Genomic DNA, 22,656 nt, shown 5'->3' with positions numbered 1-22,656 from the left:
AGCATGTCGGCAAAGTTACGTGTCACCACACTGGGCTGCAAAGTCAACCAGTACGAAACCGAACTCGTCCGCCAAGGCTTGCAACGGGTCGGGTTTCAAGACTGCGCCGACGGGGATCAGGCCGACGTCTGCATCGTCAACACCTGCACGGTGACCAACCAAGGTGACGTCAAAAGCCGGCAAGTGATTCGCCGCATGGCACGCGACAACCCCGACGCTCGGATCGTCGTGATGGGTTGTTATGCCACACGGGCACCCGAGGAAGTGGCCAAGCTTCCCGGGGTGGCCGAAGTGGTGACCGACAAACGCGAACTGCCCGATCTGATGTCGCGGTTCGGCGTCGTCGACGTCCCCACGGGGTTGGACGGTTTTTCCGGACGACATCGTGCGTACGTCAAAGTGCAAGACGGTTGTTTGCTGCGTTGCAGTTACTGCATCATCCCCCACGTGCGGCCAAAACTCTCCTCGCGGCCGCTGCAGCACATTGTCGATGAAGTCCGCCGGTTGACCGACGCCGGCCATCGCGAAGTCGTGTTGACCGGCATCCACCTGGGCCACTACGGCGTCGATTGGAATCGCAACAAACCGCGCGACCAATGGACGCGGCTGTCCGATCTGGTTCGACAGTTGTGCCAGTTGCCCGGTGATTTCCGCATCCGGCTTTCCAGCATCGAAGCGACCGAGGTGACGCGCAGCCTGATCGATGTGATGACCGAGTATTCCGAACGGTTGGTGCCCCACGTGCATCTGTGCCTGCAATCGGGAAGCGACTCGGTGTTGCGGCGGATGCGGCGGCGTTGGGGGACGCGGATGTTTTTGGACCGCTGCCGAAAACTGGAGGCGGCGCTGAACAAGCCGGCGATCACGACCGACATCATTGTCGGATTCCCCGGCGAGACCGATGCCGAATTCGAACAAACCCTGCAAACCTGTCGCAGCGCCGGGTTCTCCAAGATCCACGCCTTTCCCTTCAGCGCACGCCGAGGCACGCCGGCCGCCGAGATGCCCGACCAATTGCCGGGTGATCTGAAGAGCCAACGCGTTCAACAACTCGCCGAACTCGAATCGGAGCTTCGCCGAGATTACTTCGCCAGTCTGGTCGGCGAGTCCGTGCAAGTGCTGGTCGAATCCGAGCGTGATCTGGTCACGTTGGACCACGGCACGTCGCCAGCGCGGTTGTTACGTGGGACCACCTGTCGCTACGCGCCGGCCGAATGGGTCAGTGACGATTCCGGTATCACGACGGGTGATCTGGTGACCGCCAAAGTCACCCGCGCCGACGAGGAGCGGGTGCTCGTTTCGGCGTAGGTCACGCTGGGGACGTCGACGGTACAAGTGACGGATTTGTTCGTAGCGGAAGTCGCCAAGACTTTCGTGTTTCGGGGGCGGAAGCGACTCTTCGATTCGCGGGCCCTCTCTGGCGTTTGCTTGCTGCGTAAACGCCGTCTCTCCCAGAGGGAGAGAATTTAGATTTGGGCCAAAGTTGCACGAATACAATCGACATCCCGGGCGTGACAGAAGGCATGCACAGCACGTCCTAAGTCGAACTCTGCTGTTCGATCGGCGACACGTCCTCTTGCGTTTCGACGAACTTCACCGGCACTTCGAAGTCTTCCATCGGGGCGCCTTTTCCGGTGGCTTCCAGGTAGGTGTATCCGGCCAGGGCTTTTTCAAAGGTCGCGACGATGCGGCCGGCTTGCTGGTGATCGATCCGCTGCTGGGCGATCGCTTCTTCGACCGTATTTCCGATGTTGTCCAGCAACTCGCGATCGTCGTACTGGACGTAGCCGAGGACTTCCGAGACGGTGTCGCCCTTGACGATCGAGCGGATTTTGACCGTCGATCCCTCGCATTCGACGTGCACCGCGTGCGTGTCGCCGAACAGGTTGTGCAGATCGCCGAGGATTTCTTGATAGGCCCCGACCATGAACACCGCCAACTGGTACGGTTTGCCGTCTTCGGGAGGATGCAGCAGCAGCGTATCGCAGCAGTCGTTTTCGGACACAAACGAATCGACTTTGCCGTCGCTGTCACAGGTGATATCGCCCAAGACGGCATGCCGGGTCGGCCGTTCGTCCAAACGGTGGATCGGCATGATCGGGAACAATTGGTCGATCGCCCAGGCATCGGGCATCGATTGAAACAGCGAGAAATTGACGAAGTAAATATCCGACAGCATCCGATCGAGATGCTCCAACTCGGCCGGCAAATCGCCTTCGGCCTTGGCCAGTTCACGGACGCGGTGGCAAAGGGCAAAGTACAGGTTTTCCGCGGCGACACGCTGTTCCAACGGCAGATACCCGCCGCTGAACAGGTTCATGCACATGTCCAGTGTTAACTGGGCATCGTGGAACTTCTCCATCATGTTGTCGGACGTCAGATTGGTGTAGGCGTCCCAAAGATCACGGACCGGTTGTTCGTAATCTTCCGGCGGCCCTTCCGACGGGGGCTGTCCGTTGCCAGGCGAACTGGCCCAGTCCGGCAGTTCGGTGTTGCCTTGTTTGGTGACGCCGAGTGTTTCCATCACCAGGATGCTGTGGTGGGCGGCGACGGCTCGTCCACTTTCGGAGATCAGCTGCGGGTGCGGGACGCCGGCTTCGTCGCAAACGCTTTGCACGTGATAGACGACGTCGTTGGCGTATTCTTGAATCGTGTAGTTCATGCTCGATTGGCTGTCGGTCTGGGTGCCGTCGTAATCGACGCCCAGTCCGCCACCGACGTCCAAGTAGCCCATTGCCGCACCGCGGCGCTGCAGGTCGACGTAGATCTGGGCCGCCTCCAGGATCGCCGACTTCAGTTGTCGAATGTTTCCGATCTGGCTGCCGACGTGAAAGTGCAACAGTTGAAAGCAGTCGGCAAAACCCATTTCGATCATGCGATCCAACGACGCCAAAACCTCGGCAACGGTCAACCCGAACTTACTGCGGTAGCCGCCGCTGGCCTGCCATCGGCCGCTGCCGCGGGTGGCCAGTTTGACCCGCATGCCGATCGTCGGCCGCACACCGACGGCCGAGGCGACGCGGAAAATCAGGTCCAGTTCGCTGGCCTTTTCGACGACCGGAAAAATGGTTCGCCCCAGCCGCTGGGCCATCATCGCCAAACGGATATATTCCTCGTCTTTAAAACCGTTGCAGACGATCGGGACCGAGGCGTCGCTCATCGCGATCGCGGCCAGCAGTTCGGGCTTGCTGCCCGCTTCGACGCCGAAACCCAGCGGGGCACCTTCGGCGACGATCTGCTGGACGACTTCGCGCTGTTGATTGACCTTGATCGGGAACACGCAGCGATAACGGTTCTGGTACCCGTTTTCTTCGATCGCCTGGGCAAAGCAATCGTGCAGATGGTGCAATCGGTCGCGTAGGATGCCGTTGAAACGGAGCAGGATGGGCAGACTGAGTCCACGGTCGCCGAGTTGGTCGACGAGCGCCTTCAAGTCGATTGACGTTTGTTCATCGCGCGAAGGGGAAACGACCACCGTGCCTTGATCGGAGACGTTGAAGTATCCGCCGCCCCAGCGATCGACCCCATATTCTGCCACCGAATCTTGGATCGTCCAGCGATCCCGAGAATCTTGCTTCAACGCTTGATTGCCTCAACATTAGTCGCCTCGTTGGATTCGAGGCCTGGATTGGAAAGTGAATCAACACCAAAGCACTAGTGCTTCGTCAACGCTTAAACTTAGGGTGCCGCGGAAAAGGGGTCAGGTACCAAAAATGCGAAGCACCCTTCGGGCCATTTGGTTTTTGGTACCTGACCCCTTTTCCGCTCGATAAACGCAACCCCAAAATTTGACGCTGACAAAGCGTAGTAGAATCGAGTCGGCTTGTCAGCTCAACTCGGGACTCGGTGCCCCATCTTTGTAGACACTTTGGACTTTTGCGATCCGCTGGATGAACTGTTCGATCGTCGGGGTTCGCTCCTCGACTTTGGGGTGCATCAGTTGCATCACGCTGCGGGCCAAGGAGGGGTCGACGTTGGGGCAGACGTCGGTCAGCGGTTTGGGGAGCGAGGTGTCGTGGTGCAGTGCGGCGCGTCCACTGACGACGTCCCCTTGCCAGGGATGGGCGAAGGCGATCAAGCAATAGAACGTCACGCCCAGCGAGAACAGGTCGACGCGTTTGTCGGTCGCGCGTCGTCGGACGATTTCCGGCGACATGTACAGCGGCGTGCCGGTGCGATTGCCGGGCACCATGAACGGTGGCGTCGCCGGCAGGGTCAATCCGAAATCGATCAGTTTGACGTCTTTGGATTCCGGCAACAGGATGAAGTTGCGGGGACAGATGTCGCGATGGATGTAGCCTTGGTTGTGGACGTATTTGAGCGCTTCGCACATCGACCGCATCAGCATCATCCGTTTGCCGGCGACGTGTTGTTCTTGCCGCTGGACGATGATGTTCTGCATGCTGGGCCCGGCGACGAACTCCATGATCAGGATCGGCTCCCCTTTGGTCGACACGCCCACCTCGTAGGTTTCGACGACGTTGGGGTGATGCATTTTCAGCGCGATCTCGCCCTCGGACGGTTTTTTCAGGTGGCGAAATCGGCTTTCAAACAGCTCGACCTTTTCCGGGTCCAGAATCTTGATTCCGACCATGCGGCCGCCATGATCGTGGTCCTTGGCGACGACGAATTTGGCCATCGTGCCGGTGAAGGCTGTCCGCTGGAGCGTAAAACGCTTCTGGATATCAATACGCCCGACGCTCTTGCCGCCGCCGCTGCTGCCGCCGAGCATCGATTTGACGGAATCAAAAATCCCCATGGAGGCCCTACTTTCCGCAATAGTCGATCGCGCGGGCGATTTCAGTTTTCAGATGCTTGCGTGGGACGATTCGATCGATGTAACCGTGCTCCAACAAGAACTCGCTGGTCTGAAACCCTTCGGGCAATTCGATTCCGATGGTTGCTTTGATGGTTCGGGGGCCGGCAAATCCGATCAGGGCTTTGGGTTCGGCGAAGACCAAATCGCCCAGCGAGGCGAAACTGGCGGCGACACCGCCCATCGTCGGGTTGGTCAGGACGCTGATGAACAAGCCGCCCGCGCTGTCGTAACGAGCCAGTGCGGCGCTGACCTTGGCCATCTGCATCAGCGACAGGATGCCTTCGTGCATCCGAGCACCGCCACCGCTGGCGCTGATGATGATCAACGGCAAGTTTTGCGCGGTCGCGTGTTCGATCAACCGGGCCAAACGTTCACCCACCACCGAGCCCATGCTGCCCATGATGAATGCGCTGTCGGTCACGGCCAGTGCGACGCGGCGTGCCCGTATCATCCCCACGCCGGTGATCGCGGCGTCGGACAGTCCCGTTCGCTTCTGTTCGCCGACCAGACGTTCGGCGTACCGTTTGCGGTCGGAAAACTCCAGCGGGTCGGTCGGCTGCAGGTGCTCGTACATCGCTTCGAACGTGCCTTCGTCGACCACCTGAGTGATCCGATCGGCTGCCGAGACGTAGAAATGGTGCTCGCACTTGGGGCACACGTTGAGCCGCTGTTCGACTTCTTTTTTGTAGACGCTGGTCCCGCAACCGGGGCACTTCAGCCACAATCCTTCTGGCACGCCCCGTTTTTTCGGTGGACCCTGGGAGGAATCGCTAGGTTCGGGCATGGTAGAATTGGGCTGAGATTCGAGGATGTCCATGCGAAAGAATCGAAGCGTTTTTGGCGATCGGTTTGCAGTGGAATGACGTGGCGAGCGGCCGGACGATGCGGCCTGACTCGCCGCGTAGTTTAGCTGATCATGCCGTTTTTCTCAGCCCCTAAATGTAATCCACCGCCGCGACCGGTCCGCGGTCGCTGTGGTGGCGTGATTTCTCGGTCTCGCGGCGATCACCGAATTCTCGCGATTCGACGCCCGCCCTGGGGTGTTGTCGCCGGGAACCGATGTATGCTGCACTCCCGTATTCCCCATCCCGTTGTCAACCGGATCCTACCCCATCATCACAACCATGAGTTGCAATCCACTCCCCATGCGACGCCCGTGTTGTTTGGCATTGCTGGCCGCACTACTGGTGGTCGGCCTGTCGTCCATCGTTTCGAAATCGGCCCCCGCGGCAGAAATCTTTGTCGAAACCGAGAGTTTTGACGATCCTGGCGGGTGGAAACTGGACACCCAGTTCATCCAGCAAATGGGGTCTCCGTATTTGCTGGCCCACGGGCTGGGCAAACCCGTCGATGACGCGGTCACCCAGATCGATGTGAAACAGGCCGGGACCTATCGCGTTTGGGTCCGCACCTTCGATTGGGTGGCCCGCTGGGACGCACCCGGGGATCCCGGCAGATTTCAAGTCCAGATCGGCGGTCAGACGCTGCCGGAGACCTTTGGGACCGAGGGTGCCAGTTGGGGCTGGCACGACGGGGGGACGATCCAGCTGGACGCGGGCAAAACCGAGCTGCGTCTGAAGGACTTGACCGGATTCGACGGCCGCTGCGATTGCTTGTACCTGACCACCGAGGTCGATGGCAATGCTCCGCCGCTGGCCGACAAAGTGTTGACCGATTGGCGCCGCAAGCAATTGGGGCTGCCCGAGGAGCCGCTGGAGCGTGGCCCGTATGACCTGGTGGTCGTCGGCGGTGGCTATGCCGGCATGGGATCGGCGATCAGCGCCGCACGGATGGGTTGCCGGGTGGCACTGATCCAAGACCGCGGCGTGCTGGGCGGCAACGGTTCCAGCGAAGTGCGTGTGTGGGCGATGGGCAACATCCGTCGTGGCAAGTTCCCCCGGATCGGCGAGATCATCGAAGAGTTCGCCGACAAAGCGACCAAGTCACCGGGCCGCTATGAGGAGTTCGGCGACGAATTGAAAGAACGCGTCGTCCGCGCCGAACCCCAAATCGACCTCTGGCTCAATCACCACGCCTTTGACGCCGTCGTGAAAGACAATCACATCGTCTCGGTCGATGCCCTCAACACCAAGACCGGCGCCGTGGTCCGCATGCTCGGCGATCGATTCGTCGACTGCACCGGCCACGGATGGCTGGGCCAATTCGTCGGTGCCGACAGCGACATGGCGCCCGACGGACGGATGGGGATGAGCAACATGTGGCGCTGGGACGAAACCGATTCGCCGCAGTCGTTCCCCGAAACCCCGTGGGCGCTGGATTTGGAAATGCAAGACTTTCCCTACCCCCGCGACCACCACGGTCAATGGTTCTGGGAGAGCGGTTTTGACAAGGACGCGCTGGGCGACGCCGAGGGGATCCGCGACTGGAACTTGCGTGCCGTCTACGGCGCGTTCAATGCCATGAAGAACCGCGACGGTGCCGCCGATCACAAGACCGCCGTGCTCAGCTGGGTCGCTTACGTCGGCGGGCCGCGTGAAAGCAACCGATTGCTCGGCGATGTCATCCTGACCCAAGACGACATCGTGGCCAAACGTGATTTCCCCGACGGCTGTGTCCCCAGCACCTGGTCGATCGACCTGCACTACCCCAAAGAACAGTACGCCAAAAAGTATCCCGACAACCCGTTCATCAGCGTCGCCGTTCATGACCGCCGCGTCGATCGGTCGTACGGCTATCCCGTTCCGTACCGTTGTTTCTACAGCCGCAACATCGACAACCTGTTCATGGCCGGACGCAACGTCAGCGTCACCCACGAAGCGCTCGGCACCGTCCGCGTGATGAAGACCTGTGGCATGATGGGCGAAGTCGTCGGCAAAGCGGCGTCGATCTGTGCCCTCCGCGATTGCACGCCACGTGAGGTCTACGAAGATCACCTCGACGAGCTATTGAAACTGCTCGAACTGCCCGGCAAGGCGCGCCGCAGCACCCCTTCGGCACCGATCACGATCGACGAAGGCGCCCTGCCGCGGGCGTCCAAGTACGGCCCGATGACCGGCCAAGATCCGGAGTCGTTTGACGGCATCGTGATCGACGACCGCGAGGCCGAGCTGATAGGGAAATGGACCAGCGGGGGCGGCCGAAATGACCGCTATGTCGCCTACAGCTACAAGTACGCCGGCGGCAACTCCGGTGCCCAAGCGACGTACACGATCAAGGCGCCCAAGACCGGCCGATTCCAGATCCTGGTCGGGTGCGCTCCGGCAGACGAACGCTTCAACAACCGTGCCACCGAAGCTCCGGTCGAACTCCGAATCGGCGATCAGGTCGTTCGCGAAAGCGTCAGCTATCGCGGGACCGAGGAGCGCCAGTTCGCACCGGTCGCCACGATCGACGTCAAGAAAGATCAACCGATCAAGGTTGTGATCCTAACCGACCAGGCGAACGGACTGGTGCACCTGGATGCCGTCCAGATGATTGAGGCGGCAGGTGATTGAAGCGGCAGGGACACCAAGATAAGAAGTGGAGTCATCAATCAAGGAAGTCACCCTACCTGCGGAGGTCGTGCGGTTTTTCAAAGAAACCCTCCTGGAAGGGAGGGTCGATTGGTGGTGTTTGAGTGCTCCCGAGCCACAACGAACCCCCCCGCGTCGTCGTAAACTCCTCCGCGACCCTCCCAGAGGGAGGGTTAATTCGCAACGCGACTTGACCTCTTCTAGCGAGGTTTCTTCTACGTGTGTCGCGCAGGCGGAGTCGTGGAACGAGGTGGAATTCCGCTCAGCTGTGAAGGTCGGCCGTTGACCGCCAGCCCACGAGTCTTTCATCATTCTGCCCCGAATCATTCTGCCATCCCTCTGCTGATTCCCAGATCAAACTTGCCAGCTTTCACCGGTCCCGTTCTAATTTTCGCGAGGCGGCAATCGACCACGGAACCGAAAGGACGGCAGGCTGATGAGTCAGACGGCGACAAAAACGAACGTGACCCGAGCGAACGTCCGTAAGAAAAAAGGCAACGTTTTCCATCAACGACTCGGATCGTTGACCTACTCCCAGGCCTGCCAAGTGCTCGGCGATGAAGGGGCGACGCTGATCCGTCAGGGCGCCCAATATCTGGACCTCAATCACGACGACGTCTTTCTGGGCGGCGATCTGTTCCGCGTCCGATTCCAGGACCCCGAGGCGGACAACGGATTGGCGATCGCGACGATCACGCTGGAATCAGGCCGTCGCCGGCAACTGCTCGCCAATTGCGACTGCTGCGAGGGACCTTGCATTCACCTCGGTGCGGCCCTGGACCATCTGCTGCAATCCAAGAGTGACCTCGGCTTGGCCCAACCGCCCGATGAATCGGTGCCGTTGGAGCATCTGACACCCGAAGAATTGAACCAGCGAGCGATCGCCGATCGCATCAAACGCGCCGAAGAAGAACGCATGAAGGTGCGTTCGACCAACACGGCCAAACCGTGGACGGATTATTTGGTCACCAGCGAGCGATCCGGCCGCACGTACCGCGTCGCGCTGCGAGGGTTTCAGCCGGGGATGGCGTATTGCACCTGTCCCGATTTTCGAACCAACAAACTACAGACCTGCAAGCACGTTCTGCACGTCCAAACCAAGGTCCGAAAACGATTCTCCGCCGCCAAACTCAATTCGCCCTACCGACGCAAGAAACTCTCCTTGGGTCTGTGTTACGGCCAGCAACGCGGATTGTTGTTTCATCTTCCCTATAAAACCGACGCCAAGCTGGAAGAGATCGTCGGGGAGGCGAATTCGGTCCCCATCACCGACACATCGGAGGCGATGACGCGGATCGAGGCGCTGGAAAACGCCAGGATCGACGTCACGATTTATCCCGACGCGGAAGCCTACATCCAGCGCCAGTTGACGCAACAGCGTGTTCGAGCCGCCTGTGACGAAATTCGCAAGGATCCGGAAAACCATCCGCTGCGAACTGAATTGCTCGATGCGACGCTGCTGCCCTACCAGTTGGACGGGATCGCGTTCGCCGCCGGTGCCGGCCGGGCAATCCTGGCCGACGACATGGGGCTGGGAAAGACCATCCAAGGCATCGGGGTCGCTGAGTTGTTATCGCAATTGGCCGACATCCGACGCGTGCTGATCGTGTCCCCGGCGTCGTTGAAATCGCAATGGAGAAATGAGATCCGCCGCTTCAGCGATCGGTCGACGCAAATCGTCTTGGGAACCGGAGCCGAACGCTGTGAACAATACCGAAGCGACACGTTCTTTACGATCTGTAACTACGAACAAGTTCTGCGCGACCTGACGGCGATCGAAGAAGTGCCCTGGGATCTGATCATCCTGGACGAAGGCCAACGGATCAAGAATTGGGAATCAAAAACCAGCAACGTGATTCGACAATTGGAAAGCCCGTTCCGGTTGGTGTTGTCGGGGACGCCGCTGGAAAATCGACTCGGCGACCTGTTCACCGTCACGCGGTTCGTCGACGAAGATCGTTTGGGACCGGCGTACGAGTTCTTCAATAAACACCACGTCGTCGACGAACGTGGCAAGACATTGGGCTACCACCGTTTGGACCAGTTGCGCCAGTCATTGCGTCCGATCCTGCTTCGCCGTACCCGCAGCGAGGTCGCCAAACAGCTTCCCGAACGGATCGACGAAGTGATTCGGATCGAACCGACGGCCGAGCAGAAAGAGATCAACGATTCCCATCTCGCCATCGTCGCCCAGATCGTGAACAAAAAGTTCATGACCGAGATGGACGTGTTGCGGATGCAGAAATCGTTGCTGATGGCACGAATGTCTTGTGACAGCACCTATCTGATCGACCAGGAGGAAGCCGAATACAGCAGCAAGTTGGAACGATTGACCGAGTTGCTGGAAGGGTTGATCGAAGACCCGACACGCAAGATCGTGCTGTTTAGCGAATGGAGACGCATGCTGGATCGGATCGAGCGACGGATGGACGCGATGGATTGCGAGTACGTTCGTCTGGATGGCCAAGTCGCTCAAAAGAAGCGTGGCGAACTGGTGTCGCGGTTCCAAAACGATCCCGACTGCCGCGTGATCTGTATGACCAATGCCGGATCAACGGGATTGAACCTGCAAGCGGCCAACACGGTCATCAACGTCGATCTGCCCTGGAACCCTGCCGTGCTCGAGCAACGCATCGCACGCGCCTACCGGATGGGACAAAAGAATCCGGTCCACATCTACAAACTGGTGACCGTCGGGGACACGATCGAAGAGCGATTGTTGGAAACACTGGCGTCCAAGCAAGAGCTTGCCGACGCATCGATCGATTTGGACAGCGATGTCACCAAGGTCGAAATGGTCAGCGGAATGGAAGACCTGCGCCGTCGGCTGGAAGTCATCTTGGATCCCCTGCCCGCCGCGCCGGTCGATGAAAGCCAGCAACGACGGGTCGAGGCGGAAGCCCAAGCGTTGCAAGCCAGACGCGAAAAGGTCGCCGCGGCAACCAGCGGCTTGATCAGTGCCGCACTCTCCCTGGCCGGCGAACTGATTCCGTCAGCCGACGACAAGGCGCCCGACCAACAGCGGGTGGCCGCGCTGACCGAGCGTTTGTCACAAAGCGTCGACAAAGACGAACAGGGTCGCCCACAACTGACGATCACGCTGCCCGACACCGAGGCCTTGCGAGGCTTGGCGACGACGTTGGCCAAGCTGTTGGATTCGTAACCGACCCTGGCAGAGGTCGTGCGGTTTGTGGATATCACCCCCATGGCAGGAGGGTCGAGCGCAGCGAGGCGCATAGGCACCAAGTCAAGGACTTCACCCTCCCTGGAAGGGAGGGTCGAGCGCAGCGAGGGGAGGGTCGATCGGCGGTGTGCGAGTGCAACCGAGCCGCAGGCAACCCTCCCCGCTCCGAGCGCTCACTCCTCCGTGACCCTCCTTAAAAGCATTGATGTCGGACACAAATTACAATGGCTCCTTTCTCCCCCGGCTTTGTGGGAGAGAAGGGCTGGGGATGAGGGGGCCTTCCACGGTGGAGCGTGATTGAAAGACCAACGGGCGGCTCAAGAGGGCGTCCGCTCGCTTGCTGATCCCTACGACTGGCGCACGCTGCCCCCGATAGTTTGCCAAACCCGACCATCTGCTACCGGCGGCAGATGACTCATCGCTCGCCGTCAATTCCGGCGATTGAAGAACAAAGAGTCCGACACTCTTTTACGCTTCGTTTTGCGGTGGGGTCCAGTGTTTGTCAGTCATTTCAACAGCTTTCTTCGCGGTGGAGCTGCGACGGCTGCGCGACAATTGCACCACGCGCTACGCGGCGCCGGCATCCAGAGCCGGTTCCAACACCTGGCCGGTCAAACGTTCACTGATCCGCAGGACGCGGACATCCAGGACGGTGAATACTACAGCACGCATTGGCCCGGCAAAGGAACGCTGCAAGATTCGGTCGATCGGATCCGCTTTCGACTGCATCGCCAACGCTTCAAGCACGCCACAGGCCGCGCGCAGCCGGGGGCGGAAATCTTCACGTCGCCGCACGGAAAACCGTTCACCCCCTGGCCTCCGCTGAACCACCCCGCCGGTGACGCCGCCAACGACGACGACGCACAGCAGCACCTCATCCACCTGCACTGGATCTCCAAGTTCATCGACTTTCCCAGTTTCTTCGGGTCGCTTTCGGACAACCAGCCGGTCGTCTGGACCCTGCACGACATGAACGCCTTGACCGGCGGCTGTCACTTTTCAGGCGGGTGCGAGCGGTTTCGCCTCGGATGTGGCAACTGTCCGCAACTCAAACGGCGCGGTCAATCGGACGTCAGTTACCGATCGTTCGAAACCAAGCGACGCGCCCTGCAGGACATCAACCTGCACATCGTCGCACCCAGTCGGTGGTTGTTGGAGCAAGCGCACTTGACCCCGTTGTTGACCGCTGCGAAATCATTCACGCGGATTCCCTACGGCATACCGACCGATCGGCTGTATCCGATGCAGAAACGGTTTGCCCGTGAAGCCCTGGGGATTCCAACCGACACGTTCATCATCGGGTTTGGTGCGATGAGCCTGGGCAATCGCCGTAAAGGTGCCGCCGAGTTAATTGCGGCGCTCGAGCATGTCGGGCCGAATCCGAACGTCCGCTGTCTGGTGTTCGGCAGCGGTACCCTGTCGGAGACAAGCAAGCGGTTGCCGGAGATGATTCATGTCGGCAGCGTGCAAGACGATCGAACGCGTCGCTTGGTGTACAGTGCGGCCGACGCGTTCGTCTTACCCTCGACCGAAGACAACCTTCCACTGACCGGATTGGAAGCGATGGCTTGCGGCACGCCGGTGATCGGGTTCGATGCCGGTGGAATCCCCGACTATGTGATTCCGGGAAAGACCGGATTGCTTGCCAACACCGGCAACGCCGCACAATTGGCAAACCGTTTGAACACCGCGATCGCCAACCCGCAAGCGATTCAAACGATGGGCGATCAGGCGCGAGAGTTGATTCTGGATCAGTACCAGGCGGACACGGAGGCCCAGCGCTACATCGAACTCTATCGAAGTCTGGTCGATGCCGACAAACAACCTCGGCGCCGCGCCGCCTAACACTCCTTCAAAGATCCACCATGTCGAACTCGAGTCAACGCTTGCCCGTTTTTCGAATCGTCACGCCATCGTTCAATCAGGCGGAGTACTTGGAGCAGACGATCACAAGCGTCTTGTCACAACAGGGCCGCGGGACCGAGTTTGAGTTGCAATATGCGGTTGTCGATGGAGGCAGCACGGATGGATCGGCCGACATCATCGCAAAGTACCGCAACGAATTGACGTTCTGGTGCAGCGAAAAAGATCGCGGTCAATCACACGCGATCAACAAAGGATTCGAGCAGATCGACGGAGACATCTGCGCCTACATCAACAGCGACGATTATTACCTGCCCGATGCGTTTCGACACATCGTCAGCTTGAGAAACGAAAACCCGCACGCCGATCTGCTGTACGGTGTCTGTCGAAAGGTAGATGCCACCGGGCGAACGATCCGTGATCAGATTTCGGACATCTCATCGCTTGCCGAAATCGTCGACTTGTGGAATCACTGGCTGAACCCCAATCCGAATCGAAACTTCATTCAACCCGAAGTGTTCTGGACCCGACGGCTGAGCGAGCGGATCGGGCGGTTTGATGAGTCGCTCCACTACACGATGGACTTCGATTATTGGTTGCGTGGGTTTGATACCGGTATGAAGGTCGCACGAACCGACGTACCGTTGGCCGCCTTTCGCATCCATGCGGGTCAGAAAACGACAGCCCGAAACGCGAGTATTTTGGAGTTACTTGATCGGGTCGCCCCCTACATCACGACGCAGGATGCTCGGATGGATCCTGATCATCAGCGACAAATGCAACGGCACAGTCGGTTGACGCGACGTGTGATTGCATCGGCTGACGCGGCGCCAGAACGACGTGTCCTCTCGCTTCTAGCTCTGGCCGGCGACGAGCCGGGATTGTTGAATTCCCGGCACTATTGGCGACAGATGCGGCGCAGCGGCAAGCGGGTGTTCTGGAAACGCCACGCGGCCTGAACGCAGGACGTAGCGGTACTGCAACCTTTTTTTCCCGGCTCGCGGGCGAGACCACAACCCGCGTCAATCTGACGCGATTCAAACGTGGTTGTGATCGTGGCGCGACAAAAGGCGCCGCGAAATCGATACGATCGGGCCAAGCGTTGTAATTGACTCAGCAATTGCGATCCGTAGCCTTGTTTTGCTTGACCGCGGAAGTAATGTCAGAAACCGGTCTTTCTGTCATTCCTGTCTCTTCGTCACAAGTTCGGTCATTGCAATGGTTCGTCCCAGGGCCAAAACCGGTACCAATCGTCGTCAATCCCCACCCTGGACGGCCCGCGAGATGGAACCGCGGATCATGCTCGCCGCCGACGCCGGCGCGGCGGTCTCCGCCGCACCGGTCTCCGATGCGGTACAAGTCGCGCCGGCGGTCCCCACGGCGGATTCAATCGCGACCGACGCCATCCCGGCCGACGCCCACTCGCTCCATCCGGCGGCGACTTTGGTGATCATCGATCCGAACGTCGCCGGTGACTTTAACGCCGTCGGCTTTGACATCACGGCGGCAGTTCCCGCGGGCGCTGACTTGGTGGTGCTGGATCACTCCGCCGATGCCGTTTCACAGATCACCGAAATCTTGGCCGATCGATCCAATCTCGACAGCGTGCACTTGATCAGTCATGGACGCGCCGGCCAATTGCAATTGGGCAACGATCGAGTTGACGCAGACACGGTCGCCGATCGAGCCGCTGAGTTGGTTCGCTGGAAAGCGTCGTTTGCCGCGGGCGCCGATTTGCTGATCTATGGCTGTGACGTCGGCGCGGGTGAGGAAGGTCGCGCATTCCTGGATCGCATCGCAAAGGTCACCGGTTTGGATGTTGCCGCGTCGGTCGATCGCACCGGGGCCGCCGATCGAGACGCCGATTGGGACTTGGAACACAGCATCGGTCCGGTGACGCATGCCGGGGACCTGGACCGATCGGCTCTGTCGCAGTTCTCGGGTGCTCTGTCGATCCAAGTCTATGCGGCCGGTCAGGTCGGCGAGGAAGAAATGCAAGTGCAAGTCGGCGACCAATTGGTCGGCACCTGGACGATGGCGGGCACCGATGCCGGTGATCGACTGTTCGGCGAATTCAACGTTCCCATCGACAATGCGAGCATCGATGACATTCGGATCCATTTCACAAACGACCTCTATCGGCCGGACATCGATTTCGATCGCAACCTCCGCATCGACCGCATCGTTGTCGATGGCGTGACCTATCAAACCGAAGACCCCTCGGTCTTTTCGACCGGATCGTGGCGACGCGAAGACGGCGTGACACCAGGTTTTCGTCAAACCGAATACCTTCACACCAATGGCTACTTTCAGTTTGCCTCGACCGGAAATGCAAACGGATCGGTGATCACGATCGATGCCGAAGGCAACATGGGACAGGAGCGAATGGAGTTGCTGATTGACGGCCAAGTCGTTCAAACGTTCGATGGTGTTTCGACCACCCCGTCCAGCTATTCCTACCAGGCGAACCAATTGGTCACAGCTGACCGAATCGAAATCGCATTCACCAATGATTTCTACGATCCGGACAACGACATTGACCGCAACTTGACGGTCGATCGTATTCGAGTCGATGGCCAGATCTTTGAAACCGAGGCACCGTCCACCTACACGACCGGGTTTTACGTCGCCGGACAAGGAATCGTGTCGGGTTTCTATCAAAACGAAACGCTGTACGGAAACGGTCGATTTCAATTCCTCGCCGACAATCCTCCGCCGCCCCCAGTGGATCCGCCCGACAATGGTGAAAGCGGAAGCTTTGTTTTGGTGGATGACTTCGCATCGGTGTTCGAATCCGACGGTTCGGTCACGATGACGATCGCGCGTGTCGGCGGCAGCGACGGTGTGGCATCGGTGTCCTATGCCACGGAGTCGGAAACCGCCACCGCCGGCAGTGACTTCATCCCCGAATCGGGCAGCTTGGTGTTCGCCGATGGCGAAACCAGCAAGTCGGTCACCATCGCGGTGCTGCAAGACGGACTGGTCGAAGGCACCGAGTCGTTCAGTTTTCGATTGACCGGATCGGACAACGCCAGCCTGCTCGCCCCGCGCACGGCGACGATCAGCCTCTTGGACATCGACCAGGGCTTGCCGGCCTACGCCTCGTTCGATTCCGCCGTGAATTTGCAACTCAACCGCGACGCCAGGATCAACAACGGATATCTGCAACTGACCTCCGCGGTCCCCCAGCAACGCGGATCAGCCTACTTCACCACGCCGATCAGTGTTGACGCCGACACGTCCTTCCAAGCGACCTTCGCCGCACGGTTTGATGGCGGACAGGGTTCTGCCGGTGGAGAGGGATTGGCGTTCATCATCCAGAATTCACCCGGTGGCACCGCCGGACAAGACATCGGCAATTACCCCGGCGGCTTGGCCTACAACGCACAGCAGAATTCGATCGGCATCGAACTGGACACGTTTCGAAACGTCTACGAACAATACTCCGGCGAAATCACGTTCACCGTCAACGGTGTGATGGTCAATCCGCACCGAACCATTCAATCGCCCTACGATCTCAACGACGGGCGGACCTACTACACCTGGGTCGACTACAACGGGCAAAGTGACAGCTTGTCGGTTTACATTTCCGACGTCAACGAAAAGCCCCAATTCGCGTTGATGAAAACGACGTTGCAATTGAACGGGATTGTCGGCAACCAGGCCTACGTCGGATTCGCCGCCGCCACCGGCAGTGCCTACAACAACACGTACATTCAATCCTGGAGCGTGACGCTGGACACGCCGGCTGCCGATCCGCCCACCATCCCGATCGGCCAGATCATCCGCCAGGACCTCGTCACGGGACTCAATCAGCCGCTGAACGTCGAATGGTCACCCGACGGACGCAACATGTACATCGGCGAGAAAGCCGGCATCGTTCGAGTCTCTCGCGACGGCGGCCCGCTGACAACGATGATCGACATCACCGCGATCACCAACAATGTCCAGGATCGCGGCTTAGTGGACTTCGAAGTCCACCCCGACTTCCAGAACAACCCCTACATCTACCTGAATTACACGGTTGACCCGCCGGAGGTTTACAACCACGTGGGCAACCCGCTGGCCGGCCCCGACGGTTCGGGCAACCGAGCGGGCCGACTGATTCGCATGACGCTCGATGCGTCGACCAACTACACCACCGTCGTGCCCGGCAGCACGGTGACCTTGCTGGGGGCCAACAGCACGTGGAACAATTTTAATGCCTTCGTCGACAGCACGCTGAACTTCAATGAACCGCCGGCCGGTTTGAATCCCGACGGAACCTATATTCAAGACTTCATTAACAGCGACAGCCGATCACACACCGTCGGCGGGCTGGCCTTCGGGGCGGACGGTGCGCTGTATGTCGGCATCGGTGACGGAGCGAGTTTCAATCAAACCGATCCCAGGGCCTTGCGCGTTCAAGACCCCAACAGTCTGTCCGGCAAAATCCTCCGCATCGATCCGATCACCGGACAGGGTTTCAGCGACAACCCGTTCTTCGACGGCGACGTAAATTCCAATCGCAGCAAGGTCTATCAGTTGGGGTTGAGAAACCCGTGGCGATTGTCGACCGATCCGGTCAACGGGCGGTTGTATATCGGTGAAACCGGACTGGTCAGTTTTGAAGAGATCAACATCGGGCCGGCGGGAACCAATTTCGGATGGCCGTACTACGAGGGAGGCCAGGGGGTCAATCTGCGGACGCCGTCGTATCAAGGTCTGCCGCAGGCCCAAGCGTTTTACAATTCGGGCCAGCCGGCCAGCCCCGCCTTCATCGCCCAGCCGCACACCAACGGGACCGACGTCATCGTCTTGGGCAGCGTCGGTTCGGACTTGAATTATGGCCCGCAGTACAACAACGATGTGTTCTATGCCGACTTTGCAAGCGGCGTCGTCCGGCATGGCAGTGTCGACGCGGCCGGCAATTTGACGTCGATCGACGTGTTTGCCACCGGCGCGAACTTTGCCGTCGACATCCAACAAGGCCCCGACGGTTTTCTGTACTACGTCGACATCGTTTCCGGATCGGTGGGTCGGTTTGTGTTGATCTAAGCCACCTTGCCCCACTGCGTCACGGCATCGGCCGCCATTCGTCGCAGGCGGATCACGCTGCGTCGCGGCTCGGCCGGTCGCGGACGGATTTGAGACGAGAGCGTCGGGGCGAGCAACGTCCCGGTCGGCCGGACGGCGTCCAGATGGCGTTTGAGTTCATCGTCATCGTATCCCAATCGTTTCAGCAGACCGGGGCCGAGGTGGCGGCGGTAATCGTCCATCAATCGCCAGTCGGTCGCTCGTGCCGCCGCGCGGTCGAGGTACTTTTGCACGGAATCGACTTGGGCGGCGTCACGCTGGTGGACCCCTTGGGGATCGCCGTAGGCGCGATGCGTGGCGGTGCCGTAATGCTGTAGCCCTTCAACGGGGCGAAGTCCGATGAAGGACTGCATTTCGGCCAAGTGCGATGCGGGATCGTGCACCAAATCCTCATAGCGCAGCGAGTAGATGCGTTCGTCTTGGATGGCCATGGCGGCGGCAATGCGTGCAGGCGCTTCCAACAAGTCGCCTCGATAGTCTTTCAGGAATCCAACCCGTGTGCGGCGGGTCCAGGTTTCCATGATCGATGACAACACCGCCAGCGGGTTGCGCCGCAGCACGATGATTTTGCAATCGGGAATCAGGCTCAGCAGATCTTCGATGATCCAGTAGTAGCGCGGCGTCTTGTCGATCAACGTCTTTGCACCGGCGCGGGCGCGAGCGGCTTCATAGATTCGCGTCGCCGCCCTGCCGATCTCGGCCTGCAGTTCGCTCCAGCCGCCATTCAGGTTCCCGCGAACAAATTCGCCGACCGCGTCATCGGCCAAGCATTGGTCATAGGGAGATCGAACGTCACGACGCGAGCCGGCAATCGCGTGGACCAGCGGTAACATCAACCAGGCTTCCCCGGGAGCGTGAACGTCGTCATGCCCGGACAACATGGTTTGCAGTAGAGTCGAACCGGCGCGCGGCTGCGAGACGATGAAGACGACGGGAGTGGTCACAGCGTTTTCCAGTTTTCAGTCCGAGTTTGCGTGTCGTTAGGCGGCCTTGCGGCTGCGCAAGCGGTTTCGGGTCAGGATCCCGTGCAGGCGTCCGGCCAGTTTCAACAACCGCATCGGGTCGCCGTCAAAACCTTCGCCGGCATGCTTTTTACGGATGATGGCTTGGCATTTTTGATGCAGCGGCGCGGCTGCTGCGGACAGCCCGCTGCCGTGTCGACGATAGCCGATGCCGACACGGCCGGTGTATCGGAAGACCGCCTTCTGGGCGAGTCGCAGCTTGTAGTCCCAGTCTTCATAGATCGGCAGAGTGGCATCGAATCCGCCGACGCCGCGCGCCAATTCGGCAGATAGCAGAAAGTCGCGCGGGATCATGACACGACGGTCCAGGATCGCCTGGTACAGAATACCTTCCATCGACGGTGCGATCGCGCTGGCGCGCAACATCGTTTGGCCGTCGCCATCGATCCAACGAACGTCGCTGTAAACGATCGTCCGCTGCGGCTCGGGAGCGTTTTGCAGGAGCTCCCATTCGCGAGCGAGTTTGCAGGCGTCGACGTAAACGTCATCCCCGTCCAGCGACGTTAGGAAATGACCCGACGCGGCGTCGAGCAATTGGTTGCGAACGCGAGCGATGCCCCGGTTCGTTTCGTTTTGAATCAACCGGATTCGCGGGTCGTCGATCGCCTGGATCTGGTCCACCGAATCATCCGAGGAGGCATCGTCGACAATCAGTAATTCGAGTGGAACGTCGATCTGTTGCGACAACACCGAGCTGACGGCCGCCTCGATGTAGCGAGCGTTGTTGCAGCACGGCATCATCACCGAAATCGTCGGCTGATCGTCATCCATCAGTCATCCGGACCATTACAAAAGAGTGCAAGCTTCTGACTGAAATCCGCACCGGCGGATCAGCGAAGCGCACAGGTTCACCGGATGGGACCGTCGCAAAAACCGAGCGCAAATGTCAACCCGAAGTCACTCCTTCCCCCGGCGCGGAGTCGTAGCTGATCGGAGCGGACGAGGCGATCGGGGTCAAAAAATGAGGTGGTCAAAAAATCACTCCCCCACCGCCCCCATTTTTTGGGCCCTCTGAGTCACATTTTTTGACCAGCGCTCCCTCCCCTTCATGGCATGAACCGCCACCAAGTCCCGTCGCGGCCGATCCCGCTGTCCCAAAATCCGGAGACCAAACCTTGACCGCGCAACCGCCATCCCCTACCATCGGGTGGCGGGAGATATTCCGCGGTCCGACCGGGGAATATCGGTTTTTACCCCAGTCGGACCACCAATAATTAGTTGTTCCCCCAATCAATTGAACGCTGAATGCGTCGCGTATTTCTGGTCGCTTTGGTTGCCCTCGTTGTCGCTGCAGGCGTGTGGGTGACCCGATTCGCGAATGAAGTAATCGGCATTCCACGCGAAGCATACGCATCTGACTGGACGGCTGAATTCATCATCGAACACATCCGAACATCTGGCGACTGGCCAGATGGCTGGCACGATCTGCGGGACGAATACGATCGTCTCGCTGTGCCCCAGCATTACGCGTGGACGTTTGACGAGCTTCAGTCACTCATCAACGTGAACTGGAACTCATCGGTCGACGCGATTCGTGAATCGGATGTGCCGCTCGACAACATTCGACTGACGAGCAGTCGGCAGGTCAGCTACAATGGCGACCCCGATGTACTAATTCATGACTTCGTGCACACTGGGAATGATCCCCACGGGATCCGACACCGTATCGGAGAGGTGGGGGAACCAGACGATGCACGTGAGCCGCCGAGTTGAGTTCCTTGAAGTGGTTAGTCGTTCGCGGCGGCCACGTGATCGTTAACGTTCCCCGACTGAAGCTCAGCGACACACTTCGCCGAATGACAGAATTTGACCCAATTCAATCGTTGATCGACAACGCGACTATCTACGACCACAACGTGGAGGTTGCCGCTACGCACGTGCTCAAATACTGGGACGCAATGAATGCCGTCGAAAAACGCTACGTTGGCCAGCCTGATCCCGACTTGCAAGAAGTGATTGCTGCGAAGACCGTAGTGCATGAAGAATATTGGACGCCCACCGACGACAACTATTGGAAACCGTGTAGCCACGGTAGCGACGAGGAATTCAGGGTCGCAGACATCGCTGACGTCATCGCGTTGTCAGATTTCCGATCATCGTTTATTGTTCGCGTTGTCATACGCGATGATTGTGAGCGGATGGGCAAATCCGATATCGTTTACTTGCTACAAACTGAGGATGGAAGCGAGGAAGGACCCGTTCGTATCGTCAACCAGTTCAACTGACACGAATGAGCGGGGAACAATCGGATGCACGACGAGTCGCCGAGTCGTCGTTATTGAAGTGGAAGATCATTCGCGGCGACCGCGTGATCCGTGACGTTCGCCGACTGAAATGTACTGCCGTGACCGACGCTGACCTCGATACGTTGCTTGAAGCCTTCAGAGCGAATCATGCTTTCATGTTTGAGGGTGGCCACGTCATTTCTGATGGTCCAATTAGCTACGAGCGTTTAGCCGAGATAGAACAAACCACCGGAATTGCTCTACCGCACCAGTACAAGCGACACCTGAACCGCATTGGGTCGGGCGACATTGCATATTCCAGCGTTTACACTCCGGAACTCTCGCTGGAGTATTCGCTCTGGCGTGAATACGAATACATGCCGCAGAACCGAGGCCGATTTTTACCGTTCGCTGACAACGGTTGCGGTGACTACTACGGATTTCGTATTGTCGACGGTATCTGTACTGATCCGGTATGCTGGGCTGACCACGAATGTGACTATGATATCAGCGAACCTGAATATCCCGACTTCAACACTTTTCTTGCCGAGGTTGCGCTAAAGTCGTGACTGACCGTACAGCGGACGGCGAACCATCGCGTGCACCCGAGTACGCGAGTCGACGTTTTTGAAGTTGAAAATCTTTCGCGCGTACCGGGTGACGCGTGCCGTTATCCGATTCTGATTGACTCTAGTTTGACGGGCAACGCGTCAGCCTTTAAGACGCCGCTTGATGCCAAAGGTGATCGTTCGTGAAAACGAAACAATCGACGATGCAGTCCGCAGGTTCCGAAGGATTTGTCGCCGCGCCGGTGTGCTCACTGGAACGTACGTAAGAATGGCCGACCGCAATCGTCAAAGGTACTTCTACGAGAGCAAAGGCGTAAGAAATCGACGCCGTCGAAAGATGGCAATTTACCGCCGCCACAATGAAAACCCGTGATCCCGAACATCTGATGGCTTACCTCTTCCCCTGCATGTAATCGTGATCGGAT

At 59.0% G+C, this 22,656-nt stretch carries 15 protein-coding genes; 10 read left to right on the top strand and 5 right to left on the bottom strand.

The genetic code is table 11. The annotated features are described in order from the left end of the window. The first annotated feature begins 3 nt into the window (after positions 1 to 3). Complete coding sequence (gene mtaB / locus H1B37_RS30295) at positions 4 to 1,308, top strand: tRNA (N(6)-L-threonylcarbamoyladenosine(37)-C(2))-methylthiotransferase MtaB (protein WP_182871032.1); 1,305 nt, start codon at positions 4 to 6, stop codon at positions 1,306 to 1,308. A 229-nt stretch (positions 1,309 to 1,537) separates the two neighbouring features. On the opposite strand, the gene speA is transcribed toward mtaB, so the two are convergent. The 3 genes from speA to accD all read right to left on the bottom strand — a co-directional run bounded on the left by speA (position 1,538) and on the right by accD (position 5,603). Continuing rightward, positions 1,538 to 3,580, bottom strand: a complete 2,043-nt coding sequence (gene speA / locus H1B37_RS30290) for a biosynthetic arginine decarboxylase (protein WP_182871031.1) — start codon at positions 3,578 to 3,580, stop codon at positions 1,538 to 1,540. A 246-nt stretch (positions 3,581 to 3,826) separates the two neighbouring features. Further along, the gene (locus H1B37_RS30285) at positions 3,827 to 4,759 is read right to left on the bottom strand and encodes a serine/threonine protein kinase (protein ID WP_182871030.1); all 933 of its coding nucleotides are present in this window, start codon (positions 4,757 to 4,759) and stop codon (positions 3,827 to 3,829) included. A 7-nt stretch (positions 4,760 to 4,766) separates the two neighbouring features. Further along, a complete protein-coding gene (accD, locus tag H1B37_RS30280; RefSeq protein WP_286178376.1) occupies positions 4,767 to 5,603 on the bottom strand; it encodes an acetyl-CoA carboxylase, carboxyltransferase subunit beta in 837 nt (278 codons plus the stop codon). 361 nt (positions 5,604 to 5,964) lie between these two features. Between accD and H1B37_RS30275 the strand changes: the two genes are divergently transcribed. The 5 genes from H1B37_RS30275 to H1B37_RS30255 all read left to right on the top strand — a co-directional run bounded on the left by H1B37_RS30275 (position 5,965) and on the right by H1B37_RS30255 (position 18,376). Then, on the top strand, positions 5,965 to 8,274 hold the full coding sequence (locus H1B37_RS30275) for an FAD-dependent oxidoreductase (RefSeq protein WP_286178375.1): 2,310 nt from the start codon (positions 5,965 to 5,967) through the stop codon (positions 8,272 to 8,274). 481 nt (positions 8,275 to 8,755) lie between these two features. Then, on the top strand, positions 8,756 to 11,455 hold the full coding sequence (locus H1B37_RS30270; RefSeq protein ID WP_353620958.1) for a DEAD/DEAH box helicase: 2,700 nt from the start codon (positions 8,756 to 8,758) through the stop codon (positions 11,453 to 11,455). A gap of 516 nt (positions 11,456 to 11,971) precedes the next feature. After that, positions 11,972 to 13,321 carry a glycosyltransferase gene (locus H1B37_RS34650; protein WP_182871026.1) on the top strand — a complete coding sequence of 450 codons (1,350 nt, stop codon included), beginning with the start codon at positions 11,972 to 11,974 and terminating at the stop codon, positions 13,319 to 13,321. A gap of 20 nt (positions 13,322 to 13,341) precedes the next feature. Continuing rightward, positions 13,342 to 14,298, top strand: coding sequence for a glycosyltransferase family 2 protein (locus tag H1B37_RS30260; RefSeq protein WP_182871025.1), 957 nt, complete (start codon positions 13,342 to 13,344; stop codon positions 14,296 to 14,298). Positions 14,299 to 14,557: 259 nt separating this feature from the next. Next, on the top strand, positions 14,558 to 18,376 hold the full coding sequence (locus tag H1B37_RS30255) for a DUF4347 domain-containing protein (protein WP_182871024.1): 3,819 nt from the start codon (positions 14,558 to 14,560) through the stop codon (positions 18,374 to 18,376). Here the strand turns inward: H1B37_RS30255 and H1B37_RS30250 are convergent. Together H1B37_RS30250 and H1B37_RS30245 are read right to left on the bottom strand one after the other, a co-directional pair. After that, the gene (locus H1B37_RS30250; RefSeq protein WP_182871023.1) at positions 18,373 to 19,359 is read right to left on the bottom strand and encodes a sulfotransferase family protein; all 987 of its coding nucleotides are present in this window, start codon (positions 19,357 to 19,359) and stop codon (positions 18,373 to 18,375) included. The two genes, H1B37_RS30255 and H1B37_RS30250, sit on opposite strands and share 4 nt — an antisense overlap. Positions 19,360 to 19,395: 36 nt before the next feature. After that, the gene (locus H1B37_RS30245; RefSeq protein ID WP_182871022.1) at positions 19,396 to 20,208 is read right to left on the bottom strand and encodes a glycosyltransferase family 2 protein; all 813 of its coding nucleotides are present in this window, start codon (positions 20,206 to 20,208) and stop codon (positions 19,396 to 19,398) included. A gap of 474 nt (positions 20,209 to 20,682) precedes the next feature. Here H1B37_RS30245 and H1B37_RS30240 point away from each other — a divergent pair, with 474 nt between their 5' ends. The 4 genes from H1B37_RS30240 (at position 20,683) to rpsU (ending at position 22,604) form a co-directional block, all read left to right on the top strand. Further along, the gene (locus H1B37_RS30240) at positions 20,683 to 21,150 is read left to right on the top strand and encodes a hypothetical protein (RefSeq protein WP_182871021.1); all 468 of its coding nucleotides are present in this window, start codon (positions 20,683 to 20,685) and stop codon (positions 21,148 to 21,150) included. Positions 21,151 to 21,155: 5 nt separating this feature from the next. After that, the gene (locus tag H1B37_RS30235) at positions 21,156 to 21,662 is read left to right on the top strand and encodes a hypothetical protein (RefSeq protein WP_182871020.1); all 507 of its coding nucleotides are present in this window, start codon (positions 21,156 to 21,158) and stop codon (positions 21,660 to 21,662) included. A gap of 53 nt (positions 21,663 to 21,715) precedes the next feature. Next, positions 21,716 to 22,231, top strand: a complete 516-nt coding sequence (locus tag H1B37_RS30230; protein WP_182871019.1) for an SMI1/KNR4 family protein — start codon at positions 21,716 to 21,718, stop codon at positions 22,229 to 22,231. Positions 22,232 to 22,394: 163 nt separating this feature from the next. Beyond that, on the top strand, positions 22,395 to 22,604 hold the full coding sequence (gene rpsU / locus H1B37_RS30225; protein ID WP_182871018.1) for a 30S ribosomal protein S21: 210 nt from the start codon (positions 22,395 to 22,397) through the stop codon (positions 22,602 to 22,604). Positions 22,605 to 22,656 lie beyond the last annotated feature (52 nt).

This window comes from Stieleria mannarensis (assembly GCF_014154935.1).
In the GTDB taxonomy this organism is placed as follows: domain Bacteria; phylum Planctomycetota; class Planctomycetia; order Pirellulales; family Pirellulaceae; genus Stieleria; species Stieleria mannarensis.
Note: the sequence above shows the minus strand (reverse complement) of the source record. Positions and strands in the feature narration are given on the sequence as shown.